Annotated in this window: 16 protein-coding genes and 4 tRNA genes; 13 read left to right on the top strand and 7 right to left on the bottom strand. The window is 60.5% G+C overall.

All coding sequences use genetic code 11. The features are described from left to right. Positions 1-9: 9 nt before the first annotated feature. The 3 genes from CKW07_RS05945 to CKW07_RS05940 all read left to right on the top strand — a co-directional run bounded on the left by CKW07_RS05945 (position 10) and on the right by CKW07_RS05940 (position 1,959). On the top strand, positions 10-1,218 hold the full coding sequence (locus CKW07_RS05945; RefSeq protein ID WP_095144014.1) for an MFS transporter: 1,209 nt from the start codon (positions 10-12) through the stop codon (positions 1,216-1,218). Beyond that, on the top strand, positions 1,215-1,337 hold the full coding sequence (locus tag CKW07_RS25640; protein WP_256577023.1) for a hypothetical protein: 123 nt from the start codon (positions 1,215-1,217) through the stop codon (positions 1,335-1,337). The genes CKW07_RS05945 and CKW07_RS25640 overlap by 4 nt, the downstream gene beginning before the upstream one ends. Before the next feature lie 70 nt (positions 1,338-1,407). Continuing rightward, entirely contained in the window at positions 1,408-1,959 is a 552-nt protein-coding gene (locus tag CKW07_RS05940; protein ID WP_095144013.1) for a glutathione peroxidase, read from the top strand. An 89-nt stretch (positions 1,960-2,048) separates the two neighbouring features. Here CKW07_RS05940 and CKW07_RS05935 read toward each other — a convergent pair whose 3' ends face one another. The 3 genes from CKW07_RS05935 to CKW07_RS05925 all read right to left on the bottom strand — a co-directional run bounded on the left by CKW07_RS05935 (position 2,049) and on the right by CKW07_RS05925 (position 4,451). Beyond that, positions 2,049-3,320 (bottom strand): OmpP1/FadL family transporter, encoded by a 1,272-nt coding sequence (locus CKW07_RS05935; RefSeq protein WP_095144012.1) that lies wholly within the window; start codon positions 3,318-3,320, stop codon positions 2,049-2,051. Positions 3,321-3,466: 146 nt separating this feature from the next. Next, entirely contained in the window at positions 3,467-3,949 is a 483-nt protein-coding gene (locus CKW07_RS05930; protein WP_095078389.1) for a hypothetical protein, read from the bottom strand. Positions 3,950-4,226: 277 nt separating this feature from the next. Continuing rightward, positions 4,227-4,451: a hypothetical protein gene (locus CKW07_RS05925; protein ID WP_007898912.1), complete on the bottom strand. Its 225-nt coding sequence runs from the start codon at positions 4,449-4,451 to the stop codon at positions 4,227-4,229. Between the two features lie 985 nt (positions 4,452-5,436). Here CKW07_RS05925 and CKW07_RS05915 point away from each other — a divergent pair. Together CKW07_RS05915 and rmuC are read left to right on the top strand one after the other, a co-directional pair. After that, positions 5,437-5,760 carry a sel1 repeat family protein gene (locus CKW07_RS05915; protein WP_095144073.1) on the top strand — a complete coding sequence of 108 codons (324 nt, stop codon included), beginning with the start codon at positions 5,437-5,439 and terminating at the stop codon, positions 5,758-5,760. Positions 5,761-5,935: 175 nt separating this feature from the next. Further along, positions 5,936-7,300: a DNA recombination protein RmuC gene (rmuC, locus tag CKW07_RS05910; protein ID WP_176465282.1), complete on the top strand. Its 1,365-nt coding sequence runs from the start codon at positions 5,936-5,938 to the stop codon at positions 7,298-7,300. 172 nt (positions 7,301-7,472) lie between these two features. Here the strand turns inward: rmuC and CKW07_RS05905 are convergent, their stop codons facing one another. Next, the gene (locus tag CKW07_RS05905; RefSeq protein WP_095144010.1) at positions 7,473-10,943 is read right to left on the bottom strand and encodes a PAS domain-containing hybrid sensor histidine kinase/response regulator; all 3,471 of its coding nucleotides are present in this window, start codon (positions 10,941-10,943) and stop codon (positions 7,473-7,475) included. Positions 10,944-11,176: 233 nt separating this feature from the next. Between CKW07_RS05905 and CKW07_RS05900 the strand changes: the two genes are divergently transcribed. From CKW07_RS05900 to CKW07_RS05890, 3 genes are all read left to right on the top strand, one after another. Further along, positions 11,177-11,488 carry a cupin domain-containing protein gene (locus CKW07_RS05900; protein WP_095144009.1) on the top strand — a complete coding sequence of 104 codons (312 nt, stop codon included), beginning with the start codon at positions 11,177-11,179 and terminating at the stop codon, positions 11,486-11,488. Positions 11,489-11,594: 106 nt separating this feature from the next. Continuing rightward, entirely contained in the window at positions 11,595-12,746 is a 1,152-nt protein-coding gene (locus tag CKW07_RS05895) for a TDT family transporter (RefSeq protein ID WP_095144008.1), read from the top strand. 84 nt (positions 12,747-12,830) lie between these two features. Continuing rightward, on the top strand, positions 12,831-14,705 hold the full coding sequence (locus CKW07_RS05890) for an MFS transporter (protein WP_095144007.1): 1,875 nt from the start codon (positions 12,831-12,833) through the stop codon (positions 14,703-14,705). Between the two features lie 48 nt (positions 14,706-14,753). Here the strand turns inward: CKW07_RS05890 and sugE are convergent, their stop codons facing one another. Beyond that, the gene (sugE, locus tag CKW07_RS05885; protein ID WP_095078382.1) at positions 14,754-15,071 is read right to left on the bottom strand and encodes a quaternary ammonium compound efflux SMR transporter SugE; all 318 of its coding nucleotides are present in this window, start codon (positions 15,069-15,071) and stop codon (positions 14,754-14,756) included. A 202-nt stretch (positions 15,072-15,273) separates the two neighbouring features. Beyond that, entirely contained in the window at positions 15,274-16,194 is a 921-nt protein-coding gene (gene rdgC / locus CKW07_RS05880; RefSeq protein ID WP_007936132.1) for a recombination-associated protein RdgC, read from the bottom strand. Between the two features lie 159 nt (positions 16,195-16,353). On the opposite strand from rdgC, the gene CKW07_RS05875 reads away from it, so the two are divergent. The 5 genes from CKW07_RS05875 (at position 16,354) to CKW07_RS05855 (ending at position 19,268) form a co-directional block, all read left to right on the top strand. Beyond that, a tRNA-Val gene (locus CKW07_RS05875) sits at positions 16,354-16,429 on the top strand. A gap of 19 nt (positions 16,430-16,448) precedes the next feature. Further along, positions 16,449-16,525: transfer RNA gene (locus CKW07_RS05870), tRNA-Asp, on the top strand. Between the two features lie 187 nt (positions 16,526-16,712). After that, positions 16,713-16,788 (top strand) — tRNA-Val (locus CKW07_RS05865). Between the two features lie 19 nt (positions 16,789-16,807). After that, positions 16,808-16,884 (top strand) — tRNA-Asp (locus tag CKW07_RS05860). Positions 16,885-17,225: 341 nt separating this feature from the next. Next, on the top strand, positions 17,226-19,268 hold the full coding sequence (locus CKW07_RS05855) for a c-type cytochrome (RefSeq protein WP_095144006.1): 2,043 nt from the start codon (positions 17,226-17,228) through the stop codon (positions 19,266-19,268). A gap of 51 nt (positions 19,269-19,319) precedes the next feature. Here the strand turns inward: CKW07_RS05855 and CKW07_RS05850 are convergent, their stop codons facing one another. Then, positions 19,320-20,456: a catalase family protein gene (locus CKW07_RS05850; RefSeq protein ID WP_095144005.1), complete on the bottom strand. Its 1,137-nt coding sequence runs from the start codon at positions 20,454-20,456 to the stop codon at positions 19,320-19,322. Positions 20,457-20,467: the final 11 nt, after the last annotated feature.

Genomic DNA, 20,467 nt, shown 5'->3' with positions numbered 1-20,467 from the left:
AGAATAACAATGACATCGATGTGGCGTACCAGTGGTTGGGTTTTGCTCGGGAGTGCGCTGATTCTGGCGTTGTCACTCGGTGTACGGCATGGCTTTGGCCTGTTCCTGCCGCCGATGAGCGCCCAGTTCGGCTGGGGCCGCGAAGTGTTTGCGTTCGCCATCGCCTTGCAGAACCTGATCTGGGGGTTGGCGCAACCCTTCACCGGCGCGTTGGCGGACCGCTTCGGCGCGGCGAAAGTGGTGTGGGTCGGTGGCGTGTTGTACGCCGTGGGCCTGGTGTTCATGGGCCTGTCCGACTCCGCCTGGTCACTGTCGTTGAGTGCCGGCTTGTTGATCGGCCTCGGCCTTTCCGGCACCTCGTTCTCAGTGATCCTGGGCGTGGTTGGCCGTGCCGTGCCACCGGAAAAGCGCAGTATGGCCATGGGCATTGCCAGTGCCGCCGGTTCCTTCGGCCAGTTCGCCATGTTGCCAGGCACGCTGGGGTTGATCGGTTGGCTGGGCTGGTCGACGGCACTGCTGGTGCTGGGCATGCTGGTGGCACTGATTGTGCCGCTGGTCAGCATGCTCAAGGACGCACCGCTGCCGGTACTGGGGCATGAGCAGACACTGTCCGAGGCCCTGCGCGAGGCCTGTTCGCACTCAGGTTTCTGGTTGCTGGCGTTCGGCTTTTTCGTCTGTGGTTTCCAGGTGGTGTTCATCGGCGTGCACTTGCCGGCGTATCTGGTGGACCAACACCTGCCTGCCAGCGTCGGCACCACGGTGCTGGCACTGATTGGCCTATTCAACATCTTTGGTACCTACACCGCGGGCTGGCTCGGCGGGCGCATGTCCAAGCCGCGTTTGCTGACGGCTCTGTACCTGATGCGTGCGGTGGTGATTGGCTTGTTCCTGTGGATGCCGGTCACGCAGACCAGTGCCTATCTGTTCGGCATGGCCATGGGGTTCCTCTGGTTGTCCACCGTGCCATTGACCAACGGTACGGTCGCAACGCTGTTCGGGGTACGAAATCTCTCTATGCTGGGCGGTATTGTTTTCCTCTTTCACCAGCTGGGTTCATTCCTTGGCGGCTGGTTGGGCGGGGTGGTCTACGACCGAACAGGAAACTATGACTTGATCTGGCAAGTGGCGATTCTCCTCAGTCTGTTCGCTGCCGCCCTGAACTGGCCGGTGCGTGAGCGTCCGGTGGCCCGTCTGCAGGCCCAGGCGGGTGTCGCATGAGCCGTATTGCCGTCGGACTCGCAGCGGTGGCAGGTGGGGCGCTGTTGCTGGCGCTGGCCTGGTGGGGCTGGCATCAGGGCGGATTGGCGATGATGCAGTTGGGGCTGGGTGCTTGCTGAATCGTCCCTTGCTACGGGCGGGGGTGGGCGAGTACCGTCGCCCCCTGACGATTTCTTGAGGTTGCTCGATATGCCACTGCGCTGGCTGGCTGTTCCCGCTCTTGTTCTGGCCGTGGCAGGTTCGGCACTGGCGGCCGAGTGTCCGCCGTTGTATTCGGGGTCGTTGACCCGGTTGCATGCCAAAGACTCCATCGACCTGTGCCAGCGCTTTGCGGGTAAACCGCTGGTGGTGGTCAACACGGCCAGCTTCTGTGGTTTCGCCCCTCAGTTCAAAGGCCTTGAGGCGCTGTACCAGCGTTACAAGGGGCAAGGGCTGGAGATGCTCGGCGTTCCGTCCAATGACTTCAGGCAAGAGTCCGGGGACGGCGCCGAGACAGCCAAGGTCTGCTACGTGAACTACGGCGTGACGTTCACCATGACCGAGGTGCAGAAAGTCCGTGGCCCCGACGCTGTGCATCTGTTCAAGATCCTGACCGAGCAAAGCAGTTCGCCGAAGTGGAATTTCTACAAGTATGTGGTCGATCGCCAGGGCAAGGTGATCGCGAACTTCTCCAGCCTGACCAAGCCCGATAACCCCGAATTCATCCAGGCCATAGAGCAGGCGCTGGCTTCCAAACCCTGATCGGCGTCCACTAAAAAGCCCCGCCTCTGTGCCAGAGAGCGGGGCTTTTTTGCGATTCAAGCGAGCGAGCCCTTCAGGCTCGCCGTGAATCAGAAGCGGTAGGTCGCGCCGACACCGAAGCCGTTCGCCCAGTTTTCATACTTGGCGTTGTAGCTTTGGCCACGGTCGTTGCTGTTGTTGACCTTGACCGCTTCTTCCTTGAGGTAGGAATAGGCCAGGTCGATGGTCAGGTCATCGGTCGGGCTCCAGCCAGCGCCCAGGCTGAAGATCTTGCGGTCGCCCGTCGGGATGCGCGGGGAGCGATCCACGTTGTTGGTCGGTGCCTGGTCAAACGACAGGCCGGTACGCAGGACCCACTGCTTGTTCAGCTGGTACGAAGCACCGATGGCGTGAGCCCAGGTGTCGTGCCAGTTCTGTTCTTCGGTGATTTCGCCGAATTGTCCGCCCAGAACGCCTGGAACGCCTTTGTTCTCGACGGTGATCTCTTTCAAGCGGCTCCAGCGGGTCCAGGTGCTGCCTGCGTACAGGGTCCACTGGTCGTCCAGCTCGTGAGTCACCGAGAAGTCCACCGATTCAGGGGTGGTCAGGTCCAGGGTGGCATCGTACTTCTGGTCTTTGCTCTGGCCTGCCAGCGGCAGCAGACCGTAGTTGATCTTGGTGTTGCCCTCGAGCTTGTACTTCACTTTCGAGTGGTAGGTCAGGCCGACGCGGGTACTGTCGGTCAGTTGTGCCAGGACACCGATGTTGTAGCCCAGCGCGGTGTCGTCGCCCTTGATGCGCACGTGACCGTCAGGCGCAGCCTGGGTAATCGACAGGTCGGACTCCAGGACCCCTTCGATACGGTTGATGGTTGGACCAAAACCGATGGAAACCTTGTCGTTGAACGCGTAGGAAACGGTTGGCTGCAGGGTGACGACTTTTACATCACTCTTGCTGCCGAAGTATTTGCCGGCAAAACCGTTCTCGTAGTCGGTGACCAGGCCAAACGGGGCATACATGCCGACGCCGACGGCCCATTGGTCATCGATTGGCTTGACGTAGTAGCCCATTGGCACGGCGATGAACGGAACCATGTCGCCTTGGTTGGTGCCGCCATTGGGGCTGGAGGTGGCATGGTTGATATCGGTGTGAGCGTCGAGCATGGCGACACCGCCGGTGACTTGTTCGCGCTTGAGGCGCGACATGCCGGCAGGGTTACCGAAAATGGTGCTTGCATCATCTGCGACAGAAGAACGCCCGGCGAATCCAGTACCCATCCCACTGATGCTTTGCTCGTTGATGGCGAAGCCAGCTGCGAAGATCTGCGTGGATGCCATGGTAACGGCGAGGCCAAGTGTGGTTTTGAGCATTACTTTTTTCATTATTAGAACTCCCGGTGATCACCGGGGCGGAAATTACCAACATTTTTGCTTTAGCGCCATAGGCTGTATGCCTTGAGATAGAGCGGTTTTGTAGGACAATCCGACCAGAATCGCGGCTTTTTTTACGATCTTGCAGTTTTGGCTGCTCAGCAGGCGATCTGATTCACGGGTGATACACAGGCTTGCCAGGCGCAGGTGAAATCGCGCAGGCGTCCTTGAGGCTGGAAGGTCTGGCGCCAGATTCGCGCCATACCCAGCAGATCATCTGCTTCGGGGAGGGGAGTGTTTTGTTCTTCTATCAGTAACCAGGCGATGGCGGTGGCGTAGCGCAGGTTGACGGTCAGTTCCAGGTGCGGGCCGCTGAGGAAGGCATGCTGGCTGGCAAGGCCGCGCACCAGGCTGGCGCGATCCGGGTCCCGTGCCAGGTAGTGATCCCAGAGTGCCTGGTGGCGGAGTTCGGCAATCCGGTACAGGCCGTGTCCACGGCGGTCATGCAGGGCGGAACCCAGGGCGGATTGACTGGCGGCGACCCCCAGTAGCAAGGCTTCAGCTGTCGTGCTGTGGCGCCCCAGATAAATCAGCGTGGGGCGGATCACAAAGCGGCACAGTTCGCTGGCGGCGATACCCATAAATCCCTCGAATGTGAAATGGGCGGCGATACCTGAATGGGTGGGCTTGGCAGCAGTGGGTTGACTCAGGCTCGCCGGAAGCGGATCAGGCCGCTTGAGTTGAAGTCTAGTGTCAATTTCGCGCTGTAAAGGACTGTTTTTAAAATATTTACGGCTTCCAGTTATAAACCTTATATCGGTTGGTGCTTAAGCCGGAACCGCAGCTGGAGAAACATCGGGCAATAAAAAGCCCTGCATTTTCAGCAGGGCTTTCAGGGTTTTCAGCCTTTCTGGCGTTTCAGGCAACCAGTGCCTGACGGGTACGCTCGATCACGGCCTGCAGCGGCTCGGCGCTGGAGTACTGGTCGGGGTACAGGCGTTCGCTGTGACGAGCGATGCCGTGTTCGTTGACCAGGGTGAAGCTGAAGCAGCCTTTGCGAGCGGCCATGATCAGGCAGTTCATTGGTGCGAAGGCGTTGGTTAGGGTGCGAATGGCATCCTGAGTGTGGATTTGAGTAGACATAGTTATTAGGTGTTCCTACAAATGACACGGATAAGAACCGTGCAACGTTAAAACGTTCCAGTAACGTCGATCACCATTGATCGAACGAAGAACCCGACTGGAACAAAGCAGCCAGTTGAAGCGCTATGATTTTTGCGCGCTTGGGCCGGCAGGTAGGTACTTAGGAGGGCAGGCAACACATCAAGGGCAAAGGTTCTGGGCCCGGGGTGAAGATCCTGATCAATTTGCAGGTTGGTTCGGTCAGAGTAAGTGAGCTTCGCAACACCCTTTGCATTCGATTCAAAGGCCGTGTTGCCGCAAGCATTACCTGGAAACCATCGAGGTGGTCGATCCCGTGGTGTCGGTAGAGGCTTCTCTTTAGGGAAGGTATACCGCGGGTGTCGTTCGACCAGAATTGACTTTCAGCTTGGTACTAACGCCGGGGATACTAACGGATTGAATTGTGGAATGGAAGTGTGTTAGGCAAAAAACATTTGGTTACAGGTCCTGGGGTCTTCGGTAGCCGGCGGTCAATCGGCGCCACGGCGGGACAGCACACAATTGTGACAACAAATGCGGGGAGGTAACGGCTTCAAGCGGGGGTTGAACGGCGGACAGTCGCTCCGGGTGTTACGGATTGGCTGTCATCCGCACGAAAAAAGTGCGCCGATATAACCGCCTCATCGGGACTTGTGCACATTAGTTGCGCAGGCTGTCACCGCTCTGTCATTTCACCCTCAAGCACAGTGGGTGCCTGTAGTGAAAGTTTAAGTCAATGAAAAACATCGCTTTTTTTTACTGGTGAAAAAAGCGTCAGTTTGAACGCAGGCCCCATTCCACAAGGCTTCTGGCGAGTTCGGGGCGGGTTGTCCACTGAGTTATCCACAGCTTCTGTGGATTGTCCCGAGCGCTTGCTCTAGGACGGGCGTGCAGGGTTTTTTTCGGCTTTACCTGTACGAAAAAAGGAGTAAAGTTGCGCGCCTTCCGGTCTGCCCCACAGTGCTTTATGAAGTTTCGCTCAGTATCAACCTCTGTTACCGACGTACCCTCAAGTGTTACCCCGCCCAAGCGCTTTACGATGCGTGTGGCCGAATGGTTGCTCGACAGCCCGCGCCTGGGGGAAAACCCTAACGTCAAGCATCTTGCTGGCCACTTGCTCAAGGCGCCGGCCCGTGAAGGTGTGGTGGCAGCGCAAAGTCGCCTGGGCCAGTTGATGTGCCGCGAGTGCGGCAATGCCCGGGACCGCCGCATAGGCCAGGACCTGCTGCGCCAGGCCGCTCGGGCCGGGGACCGGCGTGCCCAGCGCGAATTGGGCCAGATCGAAGACTGAGCTGTCCAAGCCTCGATGGCTTGGTTAACCTTCGGGCTTTAATTCTTCGGCGGGAGTCGTCATGGCTGTGGACTTGACCAGTGTGTTGCTGGGGCTGGCGGGCGCTGCATTGCCATTGCTGGTATTGGCGTGGCAGCTGCAACGACGCCTGGGTTTGGCACAGTCCGAGTTTTCACTGCTGCAAGAGCGCCTGAGCACTGCGCAGATGGCGCAAGACGGCCTTAATGCACAGCTCGATGCCTGCCGCGACGAGATCAGTGACCTGGGGCAGGCCAACGCCGCCAAGCAAGCCGACCTGGCTGCCGTGCGCCGTGAGGTCGAGCTGTTGCAGATCGAGCGTGACAATGCCCGTGACGCGGCCCATGCCTGGAACCTTGAGCGCAGCAGCAAGGAAACCGAATTGCGACGCCTGGACGCCCAGGCCGCCTCGCTCCATGCCGAGTTGCGCGAGCAGCAGGAAAGCCATCAACAGCGCTTGAACGACCTGCAGGGCTCACGGGATGAGTTGCGCGCGCAGTTTGCCGAACTGGCCGGGAAAATCTTCGATGAGCGCGAGCAGCGCTTTGCCGAAACCAGCCAGCAGCGCTTGGGGCAGTTGCTCGATCCGTTGAAAGAACGCATTCAATCCTTTGAAAAGCGCGTCGAGGAAAGCTATCAGGCCGAAGCCCGCGAGCGCTTCTCGCTGGCCAAGGAGCTGGAGCGCTTGCAGCAACTGAACCTGCGGTTGAGCGATGAAGCGACCAACCTGACGCGCGCGCTCAAAGGTCAGAAAACCCAAGGTAACTGGGGCGAGCTGATTCTTGAGCGAGTGCTGGAGCACGCCGGCCTCGAGAAGGGCCGTGAGTACCAGACGCAAGTCAGCCTCAAGGGGCCGGATGGCGAGCGCTTCCAGCCGGACGTGCTGATTTACCTGCCCGGCGACAAGCAGGTGGTGGTCGACTCCAAGGTCAGCCTCACGGCCTATCAGCAGTATGTCGCCGCAGACGATACGGCGGTGGGCCAGGCAGCACTCAAACAGCACGTGCAGTCGCTGCGCAACCACGTCAAGGGTCTGTCCGACAAGGACTACAAGCGTCTGGACGGTCTGCACAGCCTCGATTTCGTGTTGCTCTTCGTGCCCATTGAGGCGGCCTTTTCGGCAGCCTTGCAGGCCGAACCGAACCTGTTCCAGGAAGCTTTCGATCGACACATCGTGATTGTCAGTCCAACCACGTTGCTGGCCACCTTGCGCGTCATCGACAGCCTGTGGAAGCAGGAGCGGCAGAGCCAGAACGCGCGGGAAATCGCCGAGCGTGCTGGGTGGCTGTACGACAAGTTTGTACTGTTTATTCAAGATCTGGACGAGGTCGGCAATCGCTTGCAGCAGTTGGATAAAGCCTACAGTGCCGCGCGCAACAAGCTGACCGAAGGCCGCGGCAACCTGGTCAGCCGCAGCGAGCAGCTCAAGCTGCTGGGCGCCCGGGCCAGCAAGAGCCTGCCGGCGGATTTGCTGGAGCGGGCGATGACCGATGTGGATGGTCTGGCCGAATTGCCCGAGTAATCGGGTTTCCCCGTGGCGAGGGAGCTTGCTCCCGCTGGGGTGCGAAGCGCCCCTGAAAGCGTCCAGCCCGTTGTCTCAGACTCGCCGCATCCATCGGTTTACGGTTGCTGGGCAACCGAGCGGGAGCAAGCTCCCTCGCCACGGGTTGGCTGTCCTTTCCTCGGTGTGTCGACTACAGCGGCAAATGCCGGCTCAACAAGGCGCGCAGCGCCGCCGGTTTCACCGGTTTGGCCAGGTAGTCCAGGCCTGCCGCATGCACCTGGGCAATCATCTCCGGTCGTCCATCGGCACTGATCACTACGCCCGGTACCGGCTCGGCCAGTTGGGTGCGTAGCCAGGCCATCAGCTCGGTGCCGGTCTCGCCCTCGTCGAGGTGGTAATCCACCAGCGCCAGTTGCGGGCGCATGCCGTCGTTGAGCAAGGCGGCACACTCCTCACGATTACGCGCGGTGTACACCTGGCAACCCCAGCGCGAGAGCAGGCTGTTCATGCCGATCAGAATGCTGTCCTCGTTGTCGATGCACAGTACCTGTGCTCCGCTCGGCAACTGGCCGTTGAGTTCCGCCATTTTACCGGGCGCACTCGCTTGAGCGCGGGCCAGCGGTACGCTGACACTGAACACGCTGCCTTTGCCGGACCAGGAGCGCACGTGCAGTCGATGGCCCAGCACCCGGCATAAACCGTCCGCAATCGCCAGGCCCAGGCCCAGGCCTTTTTCGGCGCGGGTCTGGTGGCTGTCGAGGCGCTTGAACTCTTCGAAGATGACCTGGCGCTTGTCTTCCGGAATGCCCGGGCCCCGGTCCCAGACTTCCAGGCGCAGCTGCTCGCCTTGGCGGCGCACGCCCAGCAGCACGGGGCCTTTGGCGTAGCGGAAGGCGTTGGTCAGGAAATTCTGCAGCACACGGCGCAGCAACTTGATGTCACTGTCGACCCGCAGGTGGCTGCCGCGCAGGCGGAATTCCAGGCCCTGGTCACGGGCCAATGCCTTGAACTCGGCACCCAGGGTATCGAACAGCTCGTTGAGCACGAACGGTTTGCGGTCCGGGTTGATTTTGCCGTTCTCCAGGCGCGAAATGTCGAGCAGGTCACTGATCAGGTCCTCGGCCGAGCGCAGCGAGCTGTCCAGATGCTGCACCAGCTGCTGGGTCTCGGGCGACAGCTCTTCATCGCGGTGGGAGAGGGCGGCGGAGAACAGGCGCGCCGCATTCAGTGGTTGCATCAGGTCGTGGCTGACCGCTGCGAGAAAGCGGGTCTTGGACTGGTTGGCCAGTTCGGCGGTGCCCTTGGCTTCGGTCAGGGCGACATTGAGTTGCGACAACTCATGGGTGCGTTCGGTGACTCGCTGCTCCAGCCCTTCGTTGGCTTCGGTCAGCGCCTGCTCGGCTTCGCGGAACGCGGTAATGTCGGTGAAGCTCATGACAAAGCCACCACCTGGCATCGGGTTGCCGATCAATTCGATCACCCGGCCATTGGGGAACAGGCGTTCGGAGGTGTGGGCGCGGCCCTGGCGCATCCAGTGCAGGCGTCGGGCGACATGGACTTCCGCTTCGCCGGGGCCGCACAGGCCGCGTTCGGCATTGTGGCGAATAATGTCGGCAATCGGCCGGCCGACGCTGATCAGGCCGTCCGGGTAGTTGAAGAGTTCGAGGTAGCGACGGTTCCAGGCCACCAGCTTGAGCGACTGGTCGACCACGCTGATGCCTTGGGTAATGTTCTCGATCGCGCCTTGCAGCAGTGCGCGGTTGAACTGCAGCACTTCGGAGGCTTCGTCGGCAATTCGCACCACGTCCTCGAGCTGCATTTCCCGGCCTTCGATGGCGGCCTTCACCACGGCCCGGGTCGAAGAGGCCCCCAGTACACCGGCCAGCAGGCGTTCGGTGTGGGCGATCCATTCGCCATCGGCGTTCAAGTTCGGATTGAAGCCCTTGCCCTGGCGGTAAGCGAAGCGGATGAAACTTTGCCGTGCGCGTTCCTCGCCGACAAAGCGTGCCGCCAGTTGCAGCAGGTCGTTGATCTGTACCGCCAGCATCGAGCGGGCGCTGGGGCGAGCGCTGATCTCTTGGCCGATGAAACGGCCTGCCTGCCAGTGTTCCGAGACCCGGGTGCGCGACAGCACCGAGACCCAGGCAAACAGGGTGAAGTTACCGGCCAGCGACAGCACCACCCCTTGGGTCAGTGGGGTAATCGGCAGGTTCAGCGGGTTGCTGTGCAGCCAGCCGAGCCCTGGGAAACTGTTCAGCGACCAGCCCATGCTGTGGGCGGCAATCGGCAGGATCAGCGTGTAGAACCAGAGGAAGGTCCCGGCGGCGAGACCGGCAAACACCCCGCGGCGGTTGGCCTGTTTCCAGTACAGTGCGCCGAGCATGGCCGGCGCCAGTTGAGTGACCGCGGCAAAGGCGATCTGCCCGATGGTGGCCAGGCTGGCCGTCGAACCGAGCAGGCGATAGGCCACATAGGCCAGCAGCAGGATCACCACGATGCTGACGCGGCGTACCGACAGCATCCAGTGACGGAACACTTCGAACGGCCGCTCGGCATTCTTGCGGCGCAGCAGCCATGGCAGCAGCATGTCGTTGGAGACCATGGTCGACAAGGCCACGCTGGCCACGATCACCATGCCGGTGGCGGCCGACGCGCCGCCGATGAATGCCAGCAGCGCCAATGCCGGATGGGACTGGGCCAGCGGCAGGCTGATCACGAAGGAGTCAGGCAGCACCGAGCTGGGCAACATCATCTGCCCGGCCAGGGCGATTGGCACCACGAACAGGGCGGCCAGCGCCAGATAGGCCGGGAACACCCATTTCGCCAGGCGCAGGTCCTGGGGGTCGATGTTCTCCACCACCGTGACATGGAACTGCCGGGGCAGGCAGATAATGGCCATCATCGCGACGCCGGTCTGTACCACCATCGAGGGCCAGTTGATGGTTTCTTTCCAGTATTGCTCCAGGCGAGGGGCGAGCATGGCTTGGTCGAACAGGTCGTCGAAACCGTCGTACAGGCCGTAAGTCACGAACGCTCCCACCGCCAGGAAAGCGAACAGCTTGACCAGCGATTCGAAGGCAATCGCCAGCACCATGCCTCGGTGGTGTTCGGTGGCATCGAGGTTGCGGGTTCCGAATACGATGGTGAACAACGCCAGAATCAACGACACGATCAGCGCCGTGTCCTGGGCGCGGGTGCCCATGGCATCGGCCCCCGCACCGATCAGCAGGTTGACCCCCAGCACAATGCCCTTGAGCTGCAAGGCGATATAGGGCAACACGCCGACCAGGCAGATCAGGGCCACCACCACCGCCAGTGACTGGGATTTGCCATAGCGCGCGGCAATGAAGTCGGCAATCGAGGTGATGTTTTCCTGCTTGCTGATCATCACCATTTTTTGCAGGACCCACGGCGCGCCAAGCAGCAGCAGGATCGGCCCCAGGTAGATCGGCAAAAATGACCAGAGTTGTTCGGCGGCCTGACCCACCGCGCCAAAGAAGGTCCAGCTGGTGCAATAGACGGCCAGCGACAGGCTGTACACCCAGGCACGCATTCGCGGCGGCAGTGGCGTACTGCGGCGGTCGCCATAGAAGGCGATGGCGAACATGATGGCCATATAGGCCAGGGCGACGGCGGCAATCAGCCCGCTGGACAGCGACATGGGAACTCCCGGCAAAAGACACACGGGACTCCAGCCCGTTCGGACAGTCTCGCACGATGCACAGGCTTCGTCAGTGTCGACCATGGTCTCAGCGTGGCGGGGTGTCGCAGCTGGATATCGGCAACGTGGGTGCCGGTGCTGAAGGCACCTTCGCCAGCCACGACAGTGGGGATTGAGTTAGCCTTGGCACCTGACGTTCGACCGCCCCTGATTATTGAAGGATCGACCCCGCCATGAAGATCATCCGCAGCCAGTCCTTCACCGGCGACCGCCCTTGGGCGGCGCTGGATATCGCCAATATGAACGGCATCACCACCCGTTTGCACTGGACCGATCAGCCCTATATCTGGCACGTCAACGACGGCCAGGAAGTGTTTGTCGTGCTCGATGGACAAGTACAGATGCGCTATCGGGAAAACGGTGTCGAGCGGTCCACGATGCTGGAGGTCGGCGATATCTTCTATGCAGCGGCGGGCACCGAGCACGTTGCCCATCCGCAAGGGCCGGCCCGGGTCCTGGTGATAGAGGCGGAGGGCAGTGTCTAGGCTCTATATCTGCAAAACAGATAACAGTTAGAGATATTACCCGTTATATAGATATTCGATTCAGTTCTACCATGGGCTCAACCTCACCCGAGGACAGGAGTTCATCATGCAATGCCCTAACAGCAGCCAAACCCTCGTTCGACCCTTGAGTCATTTGCACCATCCGCTGGAAGCCATTCGCCAGTTCACCCCGAACTGGTTTGCCGCCACCATGGGCACCGGGGTGCTGGCGTTAGCACTCGCCCAGCTGCCAGTCTCGATCCCCGGCCTGCATGCCTTCGCCGAAGGCTTGTGGATGTTCAATATCTTCCTGTTCCTGCTGTTCAGTGGTCTGTATGCAGCGCGCTGGGTATTGTTCTTCGACGAGGCGCGGAGGATTTTCGGGCATTCCACCGTGTCGATGTTTTTCGGCACCATTCCCATGGGACTGGCGACCATCATCAACGGCATGCTGGTGTTTGGTTTGCCCCGCTGGGGGCAGGGTGTGGTGCCGGTGGCCGAGGTGTTGTGGTGGCTGGACGTTGCGATGTCGCTGGCCTGCGGCATCCTGATCCCGTACATGATGTTCACCCGCCAGGAGCACAGCATCGACCAGATGACGGCCGTATGGCTGTTGCCGGTAGTGGCGGCAGAAGTCGCGGCAGCCAGTGGCGGGCTACTTGCACCGCACCTGGCCGACGCTCATGGGCAGCTGGTGATGTTGACCACCAGCTATGTGTTGTGGGCGTTCTCGCTGCCGGTGGCGTTCAGTGTGCTGACGATCCTCGTATTGCGCATGGCCCTGCACAAGTTGCCCCACGAGAGCATGGCGGCATCGAGCTGGCTGGCGCTGGGGCCGATTGGTACCGGGGCACTGGGCATGTTGCTGCTGGGCGGTGACGCGCCGGCGATCTTCGCCGCCAATGGCTTGCCGGGGATCGGTGAAGTGGCCGCCGGGTTGGGCCTGATCGCCGGGATCACGCTGTGGGGCTTTGGCCTGTGGTGGATGCTCATGGCCGTGTTGATCACCCTGCGTTACCTGCGTGAAGGCATCCCTTTCAACCTCGGCTGGTGGGGTTTTACCTTCCCGCTGGGGGTTTACTCGCTGGCGACGCTGAAACTGGCGAGCACGCTGAACCTGAGCTTCTTCAGTATTTTTGGCAGCGTATTGGTCATCGCATTGGCAATTATGTGGTTGATCGTTTCCCGGCGCACGCTGCAGGGCGCCTGGCGTGGTGAGTTGTTTGTCTCGCCGTGCATTGCCGGTTTGAAGAAATAGTTCGCAAAGTTTAGCTATGGTTGTGGCCTGGATCGCTGTGTGACATTCCTATAAGAGCATCCAGGCCACTCGGGAACATGGAAGATGAGTCACCCCTCGCAGTTCACCTTGCTTCGCAAGCGGCGGTTCCTGCCGTTTTTTGTCACCCAATCGCTGGGTGCGTTCAACGACAACCTCTTCAAGCAGTCGTTGATTCTCGCCATTCTGTACAAGCTGACCCTTGAGGGTGATCGTTCGATCTGGGTCAACCTCTGTGCGTTACTGTTCATCCTGCCGTTCTTTCTGTTCTCGGCGCTGGCTGGCCAGTTCGGTGAAAAGTTCGCCAAGGACGCGTTGATCCGCCTGATCAAGCTCGGTGAAATCGCCATCATGGCGGTCGGTGCCGTGGGTTTCCTGTTCGATCATCTATGGATGATGCTGTTGGCATTGTTCGCGATGGGCACTCACTCGGCGCTGTTCGGTCCGGTGAAGTACTCGATCCTGCCCCAGGCATTGCGTGAAGAAGAACTGGTCGGCGGTAACGGCCTGGTGGAAATGGGCACCTTCCTGGCCATTCTGGCCGGGACCATTGGCGCCGGGATCATGATGTCGACCAGTGACTACGCGCCCATCGTCTCCACGGCGATCATCGGTGTTGCGGTGCTGGGTTACCTGGCTAGCCGCGGCATCCCTCGTGCGGCGGCGTCCAGCCCGGAACTGCGGCTGGACTGGAATATCTTCCGGCAGTCCTGGGCGACCTTGCGCCTGGGCCTGGGGCAGACGCCGGCGGTGTCACGCTCGATTGTCGGCAACTCGTGGTTCTGGTTTGTCGGGGCGATTTACCTGACGCAAATCCCGGCCTACGCCAAAGAGTGGATGCACGGCGACGAGACGGTGGTAACGCTGATTCTCACGGTGTTCTCGGTCGGTATCGCGCTGGGTTCGATGCTCTGCGAGAAGCTCTCCGGGCGCAAAGTGGAGATTGGCCTGGTGCCGTTTGGCTCCTTTGGCCTGACCGTATTCGGCTTGTTGCTGTGGTGGCACTCCGGCGGTATTGCGCCCAGCGAGCAAGGCCATGGCTGGGTCGAAGTGCTCGGCTTCGGTCATGCCTGGTGGGTGCTGCTGGATATTCTCGGCCTGGGCGTATTCGGCGGCTTCTACATCGTGCCGCTGTATGCGTTGATCCAGTCGCGCACCGCGGAGCATGAGCGGGCGCGGGTGATCGCAGCCAACAACATCCTCAACGCGCTGTTCATGGTGGTTTCGGCGATCGTCTCGATGGTGTTGCTCAGCCTCGCTGAGCTGTCCATTCCTCAGCTGTTCCTGGTGGTGTCACTGCTCAACATCGGCGTGAATGCCTACATCTTCAAAATCGTCCCTGAATTCAGCATGCGCTTCATGATCTGGCTGCTCAGCCATTCCATGTACCGCGTGCAGCACCGCAATCTCGAGCTGATTCCCGATGAGGGGGCGGCGTTGCTGGTGTGCAATCACGTGTCGTTCGTCGACGCCTTGTTGATTGGGGGGGCAGTGCGTCGGCCGATTCGCTTTGTGATGTATTACAAGATCTACAACCTGCCGGTGCTGAACTTCATCTTCCGTACCGCCGGGACGATTCCGATTGCCGGGCGTCAGGAAGATATCCAGATTTACGAAAGCGCCTTCAAGCGCATTGCCCAGTACCTGAAAGATGGCGAGTTGGTGTGCATCTTCCCGGAAGGCAAGCTGACCGCCGATGGCGAGATCAATGAGTTCAAGGGCGGGTTGACGCGGATTCTGGAAGAGACACCGGTGCCGGTGATTCCATTGGCCCTGCAGGGGCTGTGGGGCAGTTTCTTCAGTCGCGATCCGGACAAGGGCTTTTTCCACCGTTTGTGGTCGCGGGTAACCCTGGTCGCCGGTCCGCCGATGGCGGCGCAAGTGGCGCAACCGGCACAGTTGCAAGCGGCGGTGGGGGAGCTGCGGGGAGCGGTTCGCTGAAGGATGCCGGATAAAAAAACGCCCGCAATCCGCGGGCGTTTTTGTGTGTCAGGCGGCGCTGACTTTCAAGCCGACCAACCCGGCAATGATCAGTGCGACGCTGGCCAGGCGGAACAACGCCATGGACTCACCGAACAGGATGATCCCGGCGATCACCGTGCCTATGGCGCCGACACCGGTCCAGATCGCATAGGCCGTGCCCAGCGGCAATTCCTTCATCGCCAGGCCCAGCAGGCCAAGGCTGATGGCCATGGCGATAACGGTCAGGGCGGTGGGAAGAGGGCGCGTGAAGCCGTCGGTGTACTTCAGGCCAACGGCCCAGCCGACTTCAAACAGGCCAGCGAAAAACAGAATGATCCAGGACATGGAAACCTCCATCGATTGATGGGGCCGTCCCCAGATTAATGATTCGATCGAGCCGCGAGGTCGTCCTCGCGATGCGCAGTATAGTGCCCATTATTAACCTGACGATCAAGTTACGTGCGTAATCTGTTGCCGGTTATGTGCAAACGCCACCGAAGCGGTGGCGTTTGCACGGGGCCTGTCAGGCTTCGTCTGTATCGACGACTCAGATGCCTTGCGGCGTCTCTTCACCGCCCAGTGCTTCAACCAGCGCCGGGAGGAAATCGCCGAAAGTCAGCATCATCAGGGTGAAGCTGGCATCCAGTTGGCCAAGGGCCTCATCGCCGCCGTCCTGTTCAGCCTGGTCTTGCAGCAGGTCTTCGAATTTCAGGCGCTTGACCACCATCTTGTCGTCGAGCACGAAAGACAGCTTGTCCTGCCAGGCCAGGGACAACTGAGTCACCACTTTGCCAGTGCTCAGGTGCAACTGGATTTCTTCGCTGGTCAGGTCCTGGCGCTTGCAGCGCACGATGCCGCCGTCTTCGTGGGTGTCGCGCAGTTCGCACTCGTCCAGCACGAAGAAGTCATCCGCGGCTTTCTGGGTGGTGACCCACTCCGTCATGGTCGCGGTCGGGGACATCTTCACGGTCAGTGGGCGCACGGGCAGCGAGCCGATCACTTCGCGCAGGGTGGAGAGCAGGTCTTCGGCACGTTTCGGGCTGGCCGAGTTGACCAGGATCAGGCCTTGTTTCGGCGCAATGGCGGCGAAGGTCGAGGAGCGACGGATAAAGGCGCGTGGCAGGAAGGCCTGGATGATTTCATCCTTGATCTGATCACGCTCCTTTTTATAGACCTTGCGCATTTGCTCGGCTTCGATCTCTTCGACCTTTTCCTTCACAGCGTCACGTACGACGCTGCCTGGCAGAATGCGTTCTTCCTTACGTGCGGCAATCAGCAGGAAATCGCCGCTGACATGCACCAGTGGGGCATCTTCGCCTTTGCCGAATGGCGCGACGAAACCGTAGGTGGTCAACTCCTGGCTTGCACATGGACGCGCCAGTTTGGTGGCCAGTGCAGTTTCCAACGCCTCAGCATCAAAAGGCAGATCTTGGGTCAGGCGATAGATAAGCAGGTTTTTGAACCACATGGGGTGAGTCTCTCCTTTATACAAAGGGGGGCATTATTCTCCGCGCGGCGTCATAGGCCAACCCTTCGCTAAGCCTTTGGAAGGCCTGAGAAAATTATTTAAAAAAGTACTTGCCAGAGGTGGGACTGCTCCGTAGAATGCGCGCCACACCGAAGCGAAGGGTGATTAGCTCAGCTGGGAGAGCGTCTGCCTTACAAGCAGAATGTCGGCGGTTCGATCCCGTCATCACCCACCATTCGTTTTAAGTGTTACGCGCAGCGGTAGTTCAGTCGGTTAGAATACCGGCCTGTCACGCCGGGGGTCGCGGGTTCGAGTCCCGTCCGCTGCGCCATATTCGGTAACCTGGAACGCTGAACGCCAGGTCACCACGGAAAAGCCCGCTCACGCGGGTTTTTTTCTGTCTGTTGTTCCTGCAGGATGCATCGTTTCACCGGTTTTCAGATTTTTTGAAAAATATTTCAATTAAATCAACACTTTATGAAAACCTGTGGCATAATGTGCCCCGCAACGAAGGTAAAGGGTGATTAGCTCAGCTGGGAGAGCGTCTGCCTTACAAGCAGAATGTCGGCGGTTCGATCCCGTCATCACCCACCATTTACTTTCAACGCTACGCGCAGCGGTAGTTCAGTCGGTTAGAATACCGGCCTGTCACGCCGGGGGTCGCGGGTTCGAGTCCCGTCCGCTGCGCCATATTCGGTAACCTGGAACACTGAACGCCAGGTCACCACAGAAAGCCCGCTCAATGCGGGCTTTTTGCTGTCTGGGGTTTGCTTAATGCAAGCGCTTGCCGCCTGTCGAGTCCCCCGCAACGGCCTGTTTCCTGCCTTCCCCCCAATCCCTGCACATGCCTGGTCATTCGATTATCCGGCATGCACGCTCTCCAATGATTCATGTCAACGGCCACCCCGGCCAATTCCTATAGAAACAAAGTGGGACCTGCAGGTCCCGGTTCTTGCCTGATGAGGCGATAAAAACCAATAGGAAACTGGCCAACGGGACGACCCGTCGCCAGACCCAAAAGGGGTGTTTCAATGGATTTGAATTTGCCGCGACTGGCCATGCTGGTCTCGTCGTTGTTGTTTGTGCATCAACTCAACGCCAGTGAGCCGGCTTCGGCAGCGGCAACCCAGCCAGGTACGCTGATCGAGCAGGGTAAGTATGTCGCCCAGCTCGGCGACTGCATTGCCTGCCACACCGCCAAGGGCGGCGCGGTCATGGCCGGTGGCCTGGAGTTGAAAACACCGATGGGCACGCTGTATTCCAGCAACATTACCCCGGACCCGGAGACCGGAATCGGCCGCTACACGTTCGAGCAGTTTGACCGAGCCATGCGTGAAGGTGTCACGCCGGCGGGCGATAACCTTTACCCGGCGATGCCTTATCCGTCCTACGCGAAAATGAGCGAAACGGACATGCGGGCCCTGTATGCCTATCTGTTGCAAGGGGTCACCCCCGTCAAACAAGCCAATCTACAGGCGGACATGAGCTGGCCGTTCAACCAACGCTGGGGGCTGTGGTTCTGGAATCGGCTGTTTGTCGATCACATGCCCTTCGAACCCGACCCGGCCAAGGATCAGCGAGTGAACCGTGGCGCCTATCTGGTGCAGGGGCTGGGGCACTGTGGTGCTTGCCATACGCCACGAGGCATTGCCTTCCAGGAGAAGGCCATGAGCGATGCCGGTTCCAGCGGCGAGCACTATCTGGCCGGGGAAACCGTGGAACAGTGGCGCGCGCTCAGCTTGCGTAACCTGTGGACCGTCGACGACACGGTGCAATTGCTCAAGACCGGGCAGAATCGCTTTGCCACGGTGTCGGGCAACATGGCTGAGGTGATCCATCACAGCACCCAGCATTTTACCGACGACGATCTGATCGCGATCGCGACCTACCTCAAGTCCCTGCCGGCTGGCAAAGATGACCTGCCGCCGCAAGCCCTGCCGCTTGCCCCGGCTGAACCTCCGGCGACGCTGTTCAGCAGCCGCGGCGGCCTGGGCTACACGCAGTTTTGTGCCGACTGTCATCGTCCGGACGGTGGCGGTGTGAATGCGATGTTCCCGCCGCTGGCGGGTAATCCGAGCGTAGCCTCGGCCGACCCGGCGTCGTTACTGCACATCACCCTGACGGGCTGGAAAACCGCGCAAACCCAGACCCATCCCCGGGTCTACACTATGCCCGGATTTGCCCGGCTCTCTGATCAGGAAATCGCCGAAATCCTCAGTTTCGTGCGCGCAAGCTGGGGTAACAGCGGCTCGGCGATCAGCGCCGCGCAGGTCAAACAGATGCGCGGGCAACTCAAGCCGGTCACCGACTCTTCAACCTTTGAAACGCCTCGTCTGGCCGACATGCTGGTCGCGCCCAACGCGCAGCAGGTGGTGCGTGGCATGCGCCTGCACCTGCAAACCAAGGCACTGTTGCCGGACAACGTGGGCAATGCCCTGAACTGCACCAGTTGCCATCTCAACGCGGGCACCGTCGCGGACGGCTCGCCCTTTGTCGGTGTGTCGGCATTCTTCCCGGGTTACGCGCCCCGCGCGGGCCGGCAGATCACCCTGGCCGACCGGATCAATGGTTGCTTCCGGCGTTCGATGAACGGGCAACCGCTTCCCGTGCAGTCGGCGGACATGCAGGCGATGATTGCCTACTTCGACTGGATGAAGCGCAACACCCTGCCCGGGGACAAGGTCGCCGGGCGTGGCGTCGGCAAAGTCGACACGGCGATCAAGCCCGACCGGGACAACGGTCAGCGGGTGTATGCCAAGCAATGTGCGGTGTGCCATGGCGCAGCGGGCGAAGGCCTGAAGCGTGCCAGTGGAGAGTGGGTGTTTCCGCCACTCTGGGGCGACGAGTCATTCAATATCGGCGCGGGCATGGCGCGGACCTATACCGCCGCGGCGTTCGTCAAACGCAACATGCCAGTGGGCTTTCACGAGCAGTTCCCGCTGGGGCAGGGTGGGCTTTCCGATCAGGAGGCGGTGGACGTCGCGGAGTACTTCTCGCATCAGCCACGTCCGGACTTCCCGGACAAGGTCAAGGACTGGCCTGAGGGTGGCAAGCCGGTTGACGCGCGCTACTGAGCCTTGATGGGGCTGAAGCCGGCACTGTGGACAGGCCGGCTTCAGGTTGCGCTATTGTTCGGCGTTGCGCGCGTTCCGGTAGTCGCTGACGGCTTCATACACCGCTTTGCGCAATCGGTTGATGCCGCCAATCGGGCGATGGGCTTCAAGGCCGAACCAGGGGTTGAATGACAGGTTGTCGCATTGCAGGTTCTGCGCCGGCGTGTCGAAGTCCTGGGCGGGAATCCTGATCCGTGCCACGGTTTCGAACGGTGCATCGCTTTCGCGCCATTCAATGCTGGTGTCTTCGATCGGCATGTACTGGCTCGGATCCTGGCGCTGGATCTGCAGGACAAAGCAGGCCGGGACCCGATCCGTCGACAGTTGTTGGGTCAGTGCACTGCGCAGGAAGTTGGGCAGTGCCTGATTCTGCGCAGGCAGGGTGTAGGCCGGGCAGCTGTCCGGGTCCGGCGCGACACGAAATTTCGCATTGGCGCTGCCGAACTTGTAGGGCGACACCGAAAAGTAGGTGGTCTGGGTCGGGCTGGCCGGTGCGGGCGCCAGTGTCGCCAGGGCGATGAACAGGTGGCGAACCTGCCAGGTCCGGGGATCCCAACCGGGGAAAAACGCCATCACTTTTTTGCCGTCAGCCTGCGCGGCGACGTTCTGACGGTATTCGGCGACATCGCTGACGAAGAAGTTCGGGTGGTTGAACATCACGAAATCCTGTTCGCCACGGCTTTGCCGGTCCTTGAGCAACTGCGTACCTGGCACATCGAGCAATTTGAGCGCCATGCCACGGGCATCGCGCAGGCTGTCGAATTGCGGGTATGGGCTGCCGTTGGACAGGCGCAGGGTGGCTTGCCAGGTCTTGCCGGCCTCGCTGAAAACGCCTTGGCGCAGTTCGGGCGTCAGGTCCCCCAGGACCTGGACTTCAGCGTTCAGGCAGCCGTGAGCCTTGGCATGGGCGTCACGCAAGTAGCGGGTGTTCTCCCGGTGCGAGTCGACGATGCGCACGGCCGTCTGAATGACATCCCGGGTCATTGCCGCTTCGTCGGCGGGTATCTGTTCCTGGGCAGACACGGGCCCGCGGTGCTGCCAGGCAGACCAGCCGGTTGCCACGGCCCAGCCCAGCAGGCCGAGGCCCACCACAAACAGCACGGCCTTGCCCAGCAGAACGCACATGCGCAACCACAGTGTCATCAACATGCAAAACTCCT

It is taken from the genome of Pseudomonas sp. Irchel s3b6, from assembly GCF_900187415.1.
Lineage (GTDB): Bacteria > Pseudomonadota > Gammaproteobacteria > Pseudomonadales > Pseudomonadaceae > Aquipseudomonas.
The sequence above is the reverse complement of the archived record's forward strand: the minus strand, read 5'-3'. Positions and strand labels throughout refer to the sequence as shown.

Bases quoted from the DNA above. Each gene is read 5' to 3' on its own strand.
- CKW07_RS05945 (WP_095144014.1), top strand. From the start codon at position 10: ATGACATCGATGTGGCGTACCAGTGGTTGGGTTTTGCTCGGGAGTGCG.
- CKW07_RS25640 (WP_256577023.1), top strand. From the start codon at position 1,215: ATGAGCCGTATTGCCGTCGGACTCGCAGCGGTGGCAGGTGGGGCGCTG.
- CKW07_RS05940 (WP_095144013.1), top strand. From the start codon at position 1,408: ATGCCACTGCGCTGGCTGGCTGTTCCCGCTCTTGTTCTGGCCGTGGCA.
- CKW07_RS05935 (WP_095144012.1), bottom strand. From the start codon at position 3,320: ATGAAAAAAGTAATGCTCAAAACCACACTTGGCCTCGCCGTTACCATG.
- CKW07_RS05930 (WP_095078389.1), bottom strand. From the start codon at position 3,949: ATGGGTATCGCCGCCAGCGAACTGTGCCGCTTTGTGATCCGCCCCACG.
- CKW07_RS05925 (WP_007898912.1), bottom strand. From the start codon at position 4,451: ATGTCTACTCAAATCCACACTCAGGATGCCATTCGCACCCTAACCAAC.
- CKW07_RS05915 (WP_095144073.1), top strand. From the start codon at position 5,437: ATGAAGTTTCGCTCAGTATCAACCTCTGTTACCGACGTACCCTCAAGT.
- CKW07_RS05905 (WP_095144010.1), bottom strand. From the start codon at position 10,943: ATGTCGCTGTCCAGCGGGCTGATTGCCGCCGTCGCCCTGGCCTATATG.
- CKW07_RS05900 (WP_095144009.1), top strand. From the start codon at position 11,177: ATGAAGATCATCCGCAGCCAGTCCTTCACCGGCGACCGCCCTTGGGCG.
- CKW07_RS05895 (WP_095144008.1), top strand. From the start codon at position 11,595: ATGCAATGCCCTAACAGCAGCCAAACCCTCGTTCGACCCTTGAGTCAT.
- CKW07_RS05890 (WP_095144007.1), top strand. From the start codon at position 12,831: ATGAGTCACCCCTCGCAGTTCACCTTGCTTCGCAAGCGGCGGTTCCTG.
- sugE (WP_095078382.1), bottom strand. From the start codon at position 15,071: ATGTCCTGGATCATTCTGTTTTTCGCTGGCCTGTTTGAAGTCGGCTGG.
- rdgC (WP_007936132.1), bottom strand. From the start codon at position 16,194: ATGTGGTTCAAAAACCTGCTTATCTATCGCCTGACCCAAGATCTGCCT.
- CKW07_RS05855 (WP_095144006.1), top strand. From the start codon at position 17,226: ATGGATTTGAATTTGCCGCGACTGGCCATGCTGGTCTCGTCGTTGTTG.
- CKW07_RS05850 (WP_095144005.1), bottom strand. From the start codon at position 20,456: ATGTTGATGACACTGTGGTTGCGCATGTGCGTTCTGCTGGGCAAGGCC.